The organism is Xanthomonas sp. BRIP62411 (assembly GCF_003993525.1).
GTDB lineage: Bacteria > Pseudomonadota > Gammaproteobacteria > Xanthomonadales > Xanthomonadaceae > Xanthomonas > Xanthomonas euroxanthea.
Genome location: NZ_QEZI01000016.1, coordinates 1 through 12,439, shown reverse-complemented (window position 1 = coordinate 12,439; position 12,439 = coordinate 1). Strand labels below are relative to the sequence as shown.

Here is a 12,439-nt window from a genome sequence, read left to right as displayed (position 1 = left end):
GACCCCCTGCAGCACCCCGACCCGCGCAACAGCACGCGCCAGTGCAACACGTTGCCAACAACGCCGCAGCGACCTCGCACCGCGTCGCCACGCCGCTCCGGGACACTGCCCGAACCGGCAATGGCGACCTAGCCGATCAGCGACGATCAACCCGCCACGATATTCACGATCTTGCCCGGCACGATGATGATCTTGCGCACGCTCAGCCCTTCCAGGAACTTGGCCGCGTTCGGCTCGGCCTGGGCCAGCGCTTCGATCTGCTCGCGTCCGGCATCGGCAGCGACCTCGATGGTGCCGCGCAGCTTGCCGTTGATCTGCACCGCCAGGGTCAGCGCGTCGCGCACCAGCGCGGCGGCATCGACCTGCGGAAACGCGACATCTTCCAGCAGCGTCTCGTCGCGGCCCAGCACCTGCCACAGGGCGTGGCTGGCGTGCGGCGTGATCGGGTTGAGCAGCAGCACCATCGCTTCCAGGGCTTCCTGGCGCACTGCACGCCCCTGCGCGCTGGCATCGTCGAACTTGGCCAGCGCGTTGGACAGTTCCATCACCGCGGCAATGGCGGTGTTGAAGCTGTGGCGACGGCCGTAGTCGTCGTCCACCTTGCCGATGGTTTCGTGGGTCTTGCGGCGGATCGCCTTCTGCTCGGCGCTCAGCGCGGCGGCATCCAGCGCAGCGGCGGCGCCCTCGCCCACGTGCTTGTGCACCTGCACCCACAGCCGGCGCATGAAGCGCGCCATGCCATCGACGCCGGCCTCGTTCCATTCCAGCGACTGCTCCGGCGGTGCGGCGAACATCGAGAACAGCCGCACGGTGTCGGCGCCGTACTTGGCCACCATCGACTGCGGGTCCACGCCGTTGTTCTTGGACTTGGACATCTTCTCGGTGCCGCCGATGTGCACCGGCTGGCCGTCGGCGATCAGCACCGCGCCGGTGACGCGGCCGCGCTCGTCGCGCTGGATCTCCACGTCGGCCGGATTGATCCAGTCCTTGCCGCCGTTGTCGGCATCGCGGTAGAAGGTGTCGGCGATGACCATGCCCTGGGTGAGCAGGTTGGTCACCGGCTCGTCGCTGTCCACCAGCCGCGCGTCGCGCATGAGCTTGTGATAGAAGCGGAAGTACATCAGGTGCAGGATCGCGTGCTCGATGCCGCCCACGTACAGGTCGGCCGGCATCCAGTAGTTGGCACGGCGATCGACCATGTCGCGCGCGTTGGGGCTGGTGTAGCGCGCCACGTACCAGCTCGACTCCATGAAGGTGTCGAAGGTGTCGGTCTCGCGCTCGGCCGGGCCGCCGCAGTCCGGGCAGGTGGTCTGGCGCCAGGTCGGGTCGGTCTTGATCGGCGACCCGGTGCCGGAAAATTCCACGTTCTCCGGCAGCACCACCGGCAGCTGGTCTTCCGGTACGGGCACTGCGCCGCACTTGGCGCAATAGATCACCGGAATCGGGCAGCCCCAGTAGCGCTGGCGGCTCACGCCCCAGTCGCGCAGGCGGTAGTTGACCCGACGCTGGCCCTGGCCCTTGCGCTCGAAGCGCTCGGCCAATGCCTCGAAGGCGCCGCCGAAATCCAGGCCGTCGAACTCGGCCGAATTGATCAGCTCCAGCGGGCGGCTCTTGTCGGTGTACCAGTCGCGCCACTGGGTGGCATCCCAGGTTTGCTCTTCTTCGTTGCGCGGCTCGCGCAGCTTGACCACCTGCACGATCGGCAGCGCGTACTTGTTGGCGAACTCGAAATCGCGCTGGTCGTGGCCCGGTACCGCCATCACCGCGCCGGTGCCGTAGCCCATCAGCACGAAGTTGGCCACCCACACCGGCACCTGCTCGCCGCTGATCGGATGCACCGCGGTCAGGCCGGTGGCCATGCCGCGTTTTTCCTGGGTTTCCAGCTCGGCTTCGGAGACGCCGCCGTGCTTGAGCGTTTCCAGCAGCGCCGCCAGTTCCGGATTGGACCTGGCCGCATGCAACGCCAGCGGATGCTCGGCGGCGATCGACACGAAGGTCACGCCCATCAGCGTGTCCGGGCGGGTGGTGAACACGCGCAGCGGATCCAGCGCGGTGCCGTCGGTGTCGCGCACGTCGAACTGGATCTCCAGCCCTTCCGAGCGGCCGATCCAGTTGCGCTGCATGGTCTTGACCGAATCCGGCCAGCCGTCCAGCTGGTCCAGGCCGTCGAGCAGTTCCTGCGCGTAGTCGGTGATGCGCAGGAACCACTGCGGGATCTCGCGTTTTTCCACCAGCGCGCCGGAGCGCCAGCCGCGGCCGTCGATGACCTGCTCGTTGGCCAGCACGGTCTGATCGATCGGGTCCCAGTTCACCACCGCGTTGCGGCGATAGGCCAGGCCCTTGCGCATCAGCCGGGTGAACATGCGCTGCTCGTGCACGTAGTACTCGGGCGTGCAGGTGGCGAACTCGCGCGACCAGTCGATCGCATAGCCCAACGATTTGAGCTGGCCGCGCATGTGGTCGATGTTGGCGTAGGTCCACTTGGCCGGCGCGGTCTTGTTCTTGATCGCCGCGTTTTCCGCCGGCAATCCGAACGCATCCCAGCCCATCGGCTGCAGCACGTTGTGGCCGGTCATGCGCTTGTAGCGGCTGACCACATCGGAGATGGTGTAGTTGCGCACATGGCCCATGTGCAGCGCACCGGACGGGTACGGCAGCATCGACAGGCAATAGAACTTCGGTTTGTCCGAAGTTTCGTCGACCTGGAAGGCGCGGGTGGCATCCCAGAACTGCTGGGCGGAGGTTTCGACCTGCTGCGGGTCGTAGGCGTTCGGTTCGACGGTGGACATTGGGAGCGGATGCTCGGGCGGTGCAAAGCGGCACAGGGTACCGCAGTGCAGCAGGTGCTCCAAACGCTCGCCTCAGCCGGCGGCTCTGGCCGGCCAGCGCCAGGCCGCCACGGCCAGCCAGCCGACCCAGGCCAGGAACGCCAGGCGCTGGGCGATCGCCTGCCGCAGCAGGCCCGGCGGGCCGAACGCCAGCACCGCCACCAGCAGCCCCGCCGCCAGGCTCAGCCACGCCAGGAGGCGGGTATTGGATTGGTTGAGCAGCGCGGCGGCGAGCAACAGCATGCCGGGCACGAAGGCCACCGCCCACAGCAGCCAGGCCGTGGCATGGGCCTGGCTGGCGCGCCCGTCCAGATCGGCGGGATCCAGCGGCAGCGCACCCATGCCGACAAAGGCCAGCCCGGCCAGCACGATCAACTGCCCGCCCACCCGCAGGCTCCAACTGGACCTGGCCGGCATGCGCGCCAGCAGGCTGACCCCGGTGGCCATGCCGAGCGCGCCGACCAGCACGAACGCCAGCAGGTTGAAGCCCAACGCATGCGGCACCCCATTGGCACCGAGTAAGGCCACCGGATGGCTGGCCTGCAGGTAACCGGGCAGCGCCACGCCAAAGCCGGCCACCGCCAGCACGAATACGGTTGCCGCGACCAGGCCCAGGTAGCGCTGGGTGCCATCGATGCGTGTCATTGCCTTGCTCCAACGCCGGGCGCAGGCTGCGCCGCCAGGACGCGGCATTGTCGTGCCGGGCGCGCCTGGCGTGAACCCCTGCCGCCATGACGGCCGGCAGCATGGCGGCCGACCGCGCGCCGGCACGCCTGGCCACCGCCAGCCTTGTGTCGGCCCGGTTTGCCACCATTACCTCCCACTGTTGCCGCACTCACTTCTGGAAGCCCATGTCCGACAAGCCGCACGTATTCGATGCCACCACCGACACCTTCGAGACCGAGGTCCTGCAGAAATCGTTGACGACACCGGTACTGGTGGACTTCTGGGCCACCTGGTGCGGCCCCTGCAAGTCGTTGACGCCGATCCTGGAAAAGCTCGCCGCCGACTACAACGGCGCCTTCGAGCTGGCCAAGGTCGATGTGGACAAGGAGCAGCAGATCGCCGCCGCATTCCAGATCCGCTCGGTGCCGACGGTGTTCCTGGTCAAGGGCGGCGAGCTGGTCGACGGCTTCCCGGGTGCGATGCCGGAAGGCCAGGTGCGCGACTTCCTCACCCAGCACGGCGTGCTGCCGGCCGAGGCGCAGGTGGTGGAAGACCTGCCGCCGGCCCCGCTCGAGCCGCAGGACCAGGTTGCCGCGCTGCGCGAGGCGATCGCCGCCGAGCCGGACAAGGACGAGCTCAAGCTGGATCTGGCGCTGGCGCTGCTGAAGACCGGCGACACCGCCGAGGCCGAGCAGTTGATCGACGCCCTGCCCGCCAACCTGGCCACCGACGACCGTGCGGTGCGCGCCAAGGCACGGCTGGGCTTTGCCAATGTGCTCAAGGACGCGCCGGACGCCGACACCCTGCAGGCCGCCGTCGCCGCCAACGGCGCCGACCTGCGCGCGCGCCATCTGCTTGGCGTGCGCCACCTGCTCGACGGCAATGACGAAGCCGCGCTGGAGCAGTTCCTGGACATGCTGCGGCAGGACCGCGGCTTCGACGACAACCTGCCGCGGCGTAGCCTGATCGATGCGTTCCGGGTGATCGAAGACGAAGACCTGGTCGGCCGCTACCGCCGCAAGATGTCGTCGCTGGTGTTCTAGGCGCCGCCGGCACCACGGCGCCCGGTCTGCAGACCGGCCGGGCGCTGCCATCACCGACACAAGCTCCATACGCATGCGAATGGTATGCTACGGGTCCGCCCCCGCCATGGACCCTGGCCGCATGCGTGCTTCCCTGTTCAAGCTCGGTATCAACCTGTGGCCGCCGTACCTGTTTGCCGGGATCCACGTCACCGCGTTGTCGGCCGACTACCGCCATGCCCGCGTCGAGTTACGCCAGCGGCCGTGGAATCGCAATTACGTCGGCACCCATTTCGGCGGCAGCCTGTTCGCGATGACCGACCCGTTCTGGATGCTGCTGACCATGCAGAACCTGGGGCGCGACTACTACGTGTGGGACAAGGCCGGCAGCATCGAGTTCGTCAAACCCGGGCGCGGCACGGTGAGCGCGGATTTCGTCATCGACGATAGTGTGCTGGGCGAGTTGCGCGATGCCACCGCCACTGGCGAGAAGTACCTGCGTTGGTTCGAAAACAGCGTGCACAACCGCGATGGCGAGGTGGTGGCACGCGTGCGCAAGCAGCTCTACGTCAAACGCAAGCCGGCGCGCTGACCGGCAGACCGGCAGACCGGCGCGCGATTGCAGCGCCGGCGCATGCTGGGCACCGACCGACTCCTTTGGGCAGGCATGGGTCGGCCGGCATTCACGGCGCATACGTCGTCGATGGCGCGCGTTGCGAACCCGCACTTTGCGCCCCTGCGCGCATTGGTCAAGAATCAGGCTTCTTCCCGACTGGCTGCCTTCATGCTGCTGCGCACTGTTGCTTCCGCCTGCCTGCTTGCCCTGGTGTTACCCGCTGCCGCCAACGCGGCCTATCGCAGCCCGCAACAGATCCTGGACGCCTCGCCGGCCAGCGCATGGCGCGTGCTCGACCCCGAGCGCACGCTATACCTGGAACTGGATGGCGGACGGGTGATCATCGAGCTGGCGCCGCAGTTCGCGCCCGCGCACGTGGGCAACATCCGCACGCTGGCGCACGAACGCTTCTGGGACGGGCTCAGCATCTATCGCTCGCAGGACAACTTCGTGGTGCAGTTCGGCGACCCGGATGGCGAGACGCCGGCCAAGGCCAGGTCGCTGGGCTCGGCCAAGACGCACCTGCCGGCCGAATTCGAACGCGCCTCGCAAGGCCTGGACTTCCAGCGCCTGCCTGACAGCGATGGCTGGGCGGCGCAGGTGGGCTTTGTCGACGGCTTCCCGGTCGGGCGCGACAGCGCCAGCGGAAAGACCTGGCTGGCGCACTGCTACGGCACCCTGGGCGCCGGCCGCAACAACGACGAAGACAGCAGCATCGGCGCCGAGCTGTATGTGGTCACCGGGCAGTCGCCGCGCCAGCTGGACCGCAACATCACCGTGGTCGGCCGCGTGGTCAAGGGCATGGAGTTGCTCAGCGTGATCCCGCGCGGGCCGGACCCGATGGGTTTCTACGAAGATCCCGCGCAGCGCTCGCCGATTCGCGCCATTCGCCTGGCCAGCGAGGTGCCCATGCCCGAACGCACGCCACTGCAGTTGCTGCGCACCGACAGCCAGACCTTCCGCGATGTGGTCGAAGCACGCCGCAATCGCAGGGACGACTTCTACAAGCGCCCGGCCGGGCATATCGATCTGTGCAATGTGCCGTTGCCGGTGCGGGCGCCGCCTGCTGGCTAGTTCGGGATTGGGGATTCGGAATTGGGGATTGGTAAAAGCGGGCGCGCTTGTTTTTAGCGGGCGCGCTGGCTGAAGGCGACGCTGCCGAGGATCAGCACCGCGGCCACCAGCATGGTCCAGGTCAACGGCTCGCCCAGCAGCGACCAGGCCAGCAATGCGCCGAACACCGGTACCAGGTAGGTCACCGTGGAGGCGCGTGCCGGGCCGATGCGCTGGATCAGGCGGTAATACATCAGGAACGCCAACCCGGTGCACGCCACGCCCAGCGCGGTGGCGCAGGCCCAGGCCACGGCCGGCACCGGCGTGGTCGGCCACTGCAACCAGGCCAGCGGCGCCAGCAGCAGCGCACTGCAGCCCAGCGTGGACGCGGCCGATGCGGCCGGTGGCAAGTCGCCCATGTGGCGCTTCACCAGGTTGTAGCCGATGCCATACAGCAGCGACGCGGTGGCACCCGCCAGGGCCGCCGGGCCCACGCTCAACCCGGCCGACTTGCCGGTGGCCAGCACCAGCACGCCGATGAAGCCGACCAGCAAGGCCAGTGCGCGCCGCGTGCCGATCTTCTCGCCGAAGAACAGGAAGGCGATCAAGGCGGTGAACAACACCGTCATCGCATTGCAGATCGCACCGATCGCGGCCGGCGCGTGTTGCGCGCCCCAGGCGAACAGCAGGAACGGCAACGCGGAATTGAGCACGCCGATCGCCGCCAGCATCGGCCAGCGATGCAGCGGGAACCGCGCCCGCGCCAGCCACAGGAACGGCAACAGCACCAACGCCCCGAGCGCCAGGCGGATTTCCACCAGCGCCACGGTGCCGAACTTGGGTGCGGCCACGCGCATGAACAGGAACGAGCAGCCCCAGACGATGCCGAGAAACCCCAGCTCCAGCGGGGTGCGCCATTCGCGTGTGGCAACGCCCGGCTGCGGCGCCGGTTGCGCGCTCATCGCCCCACCTGCGCAGGCTGCCGTGATGTGCTGGAACCGCAGAGGACAACATCAGGCAGACAGACGGACATGGCACGATCATCGCGATGGGGTACTGCAGCATCGGTTGCAGCCGCAGGCGCGACAAGCGCGTAGTATCGAGGCGAGCCACAAATCTCACTCATGCCTCGATGAACCTGCGCCCCACCCTGTTGCCCGCGCTGGGCGTGTTCGCCGCCGCCGCGCGCCACCAGAACTTCGCGCATGCCGCCGAAGAACTGCATCTGACCGCCAGCGCGGTCAGCCATCACGTGCGCAAGCTCGAAGCGCTGCTGGGCGTGACCCTGTTCCAGCGCTTGCCGCGCGGGGTCAAGCTCACCGCGGAGGGGCGCCAATTGGCCGATGCGGCCACCGCTGCGCTGGCCGACATCGCCTCGGTGGCCGGCAACCTGCATCCGCGCGAAGACGCCATCCCGTTGCGCGTGACCACCCTGCGCTCGCTGTCGTACTGCTGGCTGTTGCCGCGGCTGCCGCGCTTCTGTCGCGCGCACCCGCATATCCGCATGGACCTGCAGTCGGACGCGGCGTTTTCGCGCTTCGAGGACGGCGGCCCCGACCTGGGCATCCGCTATGGCCAGGGCGCCTGGCCCGGATTGACCTCGCATCACCTGATGGACGACGAACTGTTTCCGGTGGCTTCGCCGTCGCTGCCGGAGGTCGCCGCGCTGCGCACGCCGGCGCAGATCGCACAATTGCCGCTGCTGAGCGACATGTCGCCACAGGGATGGCGTGACTGGTTCCGTGCCGCGCAGGTGCGCGGCACCACGCTGCCGCCGATGCACACCTTCAACGACAGCACCGACGCCATGCGCGCGGCGGTCTATGGCCTGGGCGCGGTCCTGGCACGCAAGCACATCGCCCAACCGTATCTGCAGCGCTACGAGCTGGTGCGCCTGCCCGGCCCCACCCTCAAGGCGCGTTACGCCTACTACATCGTGCATCCCAGCCATCGCGTGCCTGGACCTGCGGCAATGGCGTTTATCGACTGGCTCAAGCGCGAGGCCCTGGACGAGCGCACCCCGATGCCGGCGCTGCCGGCGGAGCTGGTGGCATTGCCGGCGCGCGAGACGGCGAGTGCGCCGCGTGTGCGTCGGCGATCGCGCAAGGCCTCGGCACACGAGTGACTGGAGCGGGCGCATGCGTCAGCTTCCGCGCTGCGCCGCGTGGACGCGCACACGGTCGCGCACACGATCGCGCTGACGATGACCACGCAGGTCAACTGCCGCAACCGGTTCGGCCACATGGCTGCAATCCATCGCCTGCATCGTGACTACATCCTGCCGGCGATGTTGCGTGCGGCAGGCCAGCCTTTGCTGCATGTCGGGCAGCGGCCCGACGTCAGACGGCCGACCCGCCCGATGTGAATGAGCGCAGGCCGCGAGTGCCCTACACCATCACTTCGTTTTGTCCTGCCGGTGCCTAGGCTTTAGCTCCCCAATCCCTAGGACGTTCCCATGCCCACTCTTCGCATGCGTATCACCGGCACCGACGACGACGCGCGTGCCATCGCCAACCTGCTGCAGAGCATCGAAGGCATCGAGCACGTGGAAGAAGTCGACGATCTGATGCCGCACCTGGACGATGACGATTCCAGCTCGGCCGGCCTGTCCGACGACGAAGGTCCGGGCAGCCACGAATTCGAAGTGGAAGCCGGCAACGAAGCCACCGCGCAGAAGGTGCGCGACGCCGTGCAGGAACTGGCGCTGCGGCTGGATGTGTTTGTCGAATACGAATTCGACGAAGGCTGAGCGGTGTCGTACCGACTGCGCCGCCCTTGCGCGCGGTCGGCGTGTGGCGATGGTGCACCGAGGCGCTGCGCAGCCATCGCAGACGAACGGCGTCACCGCGCGTGACCTGCGAGCGCGCAACGCCTCGCGTCACTGTCTGAAACAAGCGCGTCTCCAACACATGCGCGGCTGGTGCGGCATCGCCGGCCAGCCGCGCGGCCGATCAGGACATCCGGCGCCGCCGCGCACGCCAGCGCCACGCCTGCAGCAGCAGCCAGCCAACGATCAGCCCCACCACCGCCACCGGCAGCAACGCCGCCACTGCGCGGATCACGAACGCCACGCTGGATGCGAAGACCTGGCCGAACCCGGCGGCCGCCTCGGCGATTTCGCCCCTGCCCTGCTCGCCCCCGGTCCCACGGAAATTGAGCGTCAGCAGCTGGGTGCGCACGCGTCGTTGCTGCTGCGCGGCGTCCTGCTGGGCCTGTTGCGCCTCGGCTTCGATCTCGGCCAGCCGCTTGGACAAGGCCAGCAGATCGGTCACGGCCAGGTCGCGGCGTTGCTGCAGCTCGAGCAGGCGTGCGTGTTCTTTCTGCAGGCGCGCCTGTGCCAGACCGGTGTCGGCGATCTGCTGCGCCAGATCCTCGGCGCGCGTGCTGCGCGCGGCGACATCGCCATGCTGGCCGGCCAGTTGCACCAGCGGCTCGATGCCGTCGGGCACCACACGCACGCTGACGCTGCCACTGGGGTCGCGGCCACCGGTCTGCTCGACCGCCAGCAGCGCGCAGTCGCCGAACTGCGCCGACTGGCAGGCAGTGCGAACCGCCACGATGCGTTGGCCGATCTGATCGGCCGGCAACTCGATTCGCACATCGTGCTCATACGCCAGCGCGTTGCCTTGCGCGGCAGGCGGTGCCGGTGCCGCAGCGCCGCCGTCTTCCGCCAGCTCTGCCGACTGCCTGGAACATCCGCTCAGCGCCCAGCCCAGCAGCAACCCGGCCGCATACCGTTGCATCGCGCGCCTCATCGGCTGGCTCCGGCGACCGCATGCATGCTCGGCGCGGCCAGCTCCGGCACGCAGCGCAGCTTGACCTCCAGGGCGGGCTCGCCGGCACCGGGACGCATCCTCGCGCTGATAGGCGCACCGCCGCACTGCCGGCAGTGGCGATGCTCGATCCGCTGCCGGTCGATGCGCCAGGCCCACAGCGCCTGGGACCCGCGCTGCAGGCGTGGTTGTCTGCGCGTCCCGGACCGCGGCAGGCCGCCATGGCCACGGCCCAACGGGCCATTGCCGTGGTACGCCCCGGTGATCGGCGCATCGGTTTCCAGCTCGGACGCGCTGCGTCCGCAATGACAGCTACCGGCGTGGTGCATGGTGATCCTCCTTGGAAGCGGCCACTCTAAACCAATGGCGGATGCGGACAAGCGCGCACATGCCTATGCTGGCCGATTGCTTCCATCGGGATCCACCATGCGTCAACGTCTGCTCGTCCTCGCCCTGCTCGCCGGCCTCGGCGCCTGCCAGCAACAGCCCCAATCGCCGCGCGCCGGCACCCCTGATGCCAGCGCCCAGGATGCGCAGACGCCGGATGCCCGCTTTGCGGCGCTGTCCAAGCGCGCGCTCGACACCTGGATGCAGCTGTCGCCGGTCACCGCCACCCAGACCGGCGATCACCGCTTCGACACGCAGATCGACGATCTGAGCAGCGCCGGCCGCCAGCGCAGCCTGGATGCCGGCAAGGCATTGCTATCGGATCTGGATGCCATCGAAGTGGCCAAGCTGTCGCGCGAGAACCAGGTCGATGCGGCCATCTTGCGCAACCAGCTGCAATCGGAAATCTGGAACAGCGAGGTGCTGCAGAGCTGGGCCTGGGACCCGCAGGTCTACAACGGCCTGGCCGGCAGCGCGCTGTATGGCCTGATGGCACGCGACTTCGCGCCGCTGTCCGAGCGCCTGACCTCGGCCACGCAGCGCATGGAGAAGATTCCCGGCATCTTTGCGCAGGCGCGCGAAAACCTGGACCCGGCCCGCGTGCCGAAGATCCATGCCGAAACGGTGGCCAAGCAGAACAAGGGCATCCTCAGCATCGTCGACACCTTCATCGCGCCCAACATCGGCCAGCTCGGCCCGATCGAAGCGGCCCGCGCGCAGGCCGCCATCGACGCTCTGCGCAAGGCCGTGGCCGAGCAGCAGACCTGGCTGGAGACCGTGCTGGTGCCCAATGCCAAGGGCGATTTCCGCGTCGGTGCGCAACTCTACGATCAGAAGCTGAAATTCGCGCTGCTGTCGTCGCTGTCGCGCGGCGAGATCAAGCAGCGCGCCGAGTCCGAGCTCAAGCGCGTGCGCAGCGAGATGTACGGCATTGCGCGCACCGTGCTCAAGGACAAGCCGGGCGCACCGGCACTGCCCGAAACGCCCAACGACGACCAGCAGCAGGCCGCGATCGAGGCGGCGCTGGAACTGGCCTATGCCGACAAGCCGGCACGCGACAAGGTGGTGGACGAGGCCAAGGCCGCACTGGCGCAGTCCACCGAGTTCGTGCGCCAGAAGGATCTGATGACGCTGCCCGATTCGCCGGTGGACATCATCCTGATGCCGGAATTCCAGCGCGGCGTGGCGGTGGCGTACTGCGATTCGCCCGGCCCGCTCGACAAGAATCTCAAGACCTTCTATGCGGTCTCGCCGATTCCCGACGACTGGAACGACCAGCAGGTCGATTCGTTCCTGCGCGAATACAACAGCCGCATGATCCACCTGCTCAGCATCCACGAAGGCACCCCTGGCCATTACCTGGAAGGCTGGCATTCGGCCAAGTTCCCCTCCACGCTGCGCGCGGTGCTGCGCTCGGGCATGTTCGCCGAAGGCTGGGCGGTGTACACCGAGCGCATGATGCAGGAACAGGGCTATCTGGATAACGACCCGCTGTTCCACCTGGTGCAGCTCAAGTTCTACCTGCGCACCATCGCCAACGCCATCCTCGACCAGGGCGTGCATGTGGACGGCTGGGAGCGCGACAAGGCGATGCACCTGATGACCCACGACACCTTCCAGCAGGAGAGCGAAGCCTCGGGCAAGTGGGTGCGCGCGCAGCTGTCGTCGGCGCAGCTGCCGACTTACTTCGTCGGCGTGCAGGAACATCTGGACACGCGCAAGGCGGTGCAGGACAAGCTGGGCGACAAGTTCAACCTGAAGGCATACCACGACCAGATGCTGTCCTACGGCGCCCCGCCGGTGCGCTTTGCACGCGAGCTGATGCTGGATCAGCCGATTAAGTGACCGATGCTTCTCCCGCATAAGGAAGAGCGGTTACTGCGGCGCTCATGCATGTCCCTTCTCCCGCACGCGGGAGAAGGTGCCCCGCAGGGGCGGATGAGGGCGCGCGTGAAGCCTCGTGCAGCCCATCTGGCGAGTGGCTTCGCCCGTACCCTCACCCCGCCCCCCGCTCCGCGCCCCGGCCCGCGCTTGCAGCGGGCGCTCCAGGCCCCGCGCGCCAGTGGTGCGCAGGCCGTGCCTTGGCGCCCTGCA

Annotated in this window: 12 protein-coding genes; 7 read left to right on the top strand and 5 right to left on the bottom strand. The window is 68.1% G+C overall.

Annotated features, from left to right (window positions below; translation table 11 throughout):
• Positions 1–146 precede the first annotated feature (146 nt).
• Complete coding sequence (gene leuS, locus EO139_RS12950) at positions 147–2,789, bottom strand: leucine--tRNA ligase (RefSeq protein ID WP_126970970.1); 2,643 nt, start codon at positions 2,787–2,789, stop codon at positions 147–149.
• Between the two features lie 72 nt (positions 2,790–2,861).
• Positions 2,862–3,473, bottom strand: coding sequence for a DUF998 domain-containing protein (locus EO139_RS12945; RefSeq protein ID WP_126970968.1), 612 nt, complete (start codon positions 3,471–3,473; stop codon positions 2,862–2,864).
• Positions 3,474–3,679: 206 nt separating this feature from the next.
• On the opposite strand from EO139_RS12945, the gene trxA reads away from it, so the two are divergent.
• The 3 genes from trxA to EO139_RS12930 all read left to right on the top strand — a co-directional run bounded on the left by trxA (position 3,680) and on the right by EO139_RS12930 (position 6,206).
• On the top strand, positions 3,680–4,537 hold the full coding sequence (trxA, locus tag EO139_RS12940; protein ID WP_119128837.1) for a thioredoxin: 858 nt from the start codon (positions 3,680–3,682) through the stop codon (positions 4,535–4,537).
• 121 nt (positions 4,538–4,658) lie between these two features.
• Positions 4,659–5,108, top strand: a complete 450-nt coding sequence (locus tag EO139_RS12935; protein ID WP_104582204.1) for a DUF4442 domain-containing protein — start codon at positions 4,659–4,661, stop codon at positions 5,106–5,108.
• A gap of 192 nt (positions 5,109–5,300) precedes the next feature.
• Positions 5,301–6,206: a peptidylprolyl isomerase gene (locus EO139_RS12930; RefSeq protein ID WP_126970966.1), complete on the top strand. Its 906-nt coding sequence runs from the start codon at positions 5,301–5,303 to the stop codon at positions 6,204–6,206.
• A gap of 53 nt (positions 6,207–6,259) precedes the next feature.
• On the opposite strand, the gene EO139_RS12925 is transcribed toward EO139_RS12930, so the two are convergent.
• The gene (locus EO139_RS12925; protein ID WP_126970964.1) at positions 6,260–7,147 is read right to left on the bottom strand and encodes a DMT family transporter; all 888 of its coding nucleotides are present in this window, start codon (positions 7,145–7,147) and stop codon (positions 6,260–6,262) included.
• A 170-nt stretch (positions 7,148–7,317) separates the two neighbouring features.
• Here EO139_RS12925 and EO139_RS12920 point away from each other — a divergent pair, with 170 nt between their 5' ends.
• The 3 genes from EO139_RS12920 to EO139_RS12910 all read left to right on the top strand — a co-directional run bounded on the left by EO139_RS12920 (position 7,318) and on the right by EO139_RS12910 (position 8,934).
• Positions 7,318–8,310: a LysR substrate-binding domain-containing protein gene (locus EO139_RS12920; RefSeq protein WP_126970962.1), complete on the top strand. Its 993-nt coding sequence runs from the start codon at positions 7,318–7,320 to the stop codon at positions 8,308–8,310.
• 39 nt (positions 8,311–8,349) lie between these two features.
• Entirely contained in the window at positions 8,350–8,550 is a 201-nt protein-coding gene (locus EO139_RS12915) for a hypothetical protein (RefSeq protein ID WP_241235959.1), read from the top strand.
• Between the two features lie 90 nt (positions 8,551–8,640).
• Positions 8,641–8,934, top strand: coding sequence for a hypothetical protein (locus EO139_RS12910; protein WP_104581898.1), 294 nt, complete (start codon positions 8,641–8,643; stop codon positions 8,932–8,934).
• A 202-nt stretch (positions 8,935–9,136) separates the two neighbouring features.
• On the opposite strand, the gene EO139_RS12905 is transcribed toward EO139_RS12910, so the two are convergent.
• Entirely contained in the window at positions 9,137–9,940 is an 804-nt protein-coding gene (locus EO139_RS12905) for a DUF4349 domain-containing protein (protein ID WP_104648062.1), read from the bottom strand.
• On the bottom strand, positions 9,937–10,287 hold the full coding sequence (locus tag EO139_RS12900) for an aldehyde-activating protein (protein ID WP_164739839.1): 351 nt from the start codon (positions 10,285–10,287) through the stop codon (positions 9,937–9,939). Before EO139_RS12900 ends, EO139_RS12905 begins: the two co-directional genes overlap by 4 nt.
• Before the next feature lie 97 nt (positions 10,288–10,384).
• On the opposite strand from EO139_RS12900, the gene EO139_RS12895 reads away from it, so the two are divergent.
• On the top strand, positions 10,385–12,190 hold the full coding sequence (locus tag EO139_RS12895; RefSeq protein ID WP_126970958.1) for a DUF885 domain-containing protein: 1,806 nt from the start codon (positions 10,385–10,387) through the stop codon (positions 12,188–12,190).
• Positions 12,191–12,439: the final 249 nt, after the last annotated feature.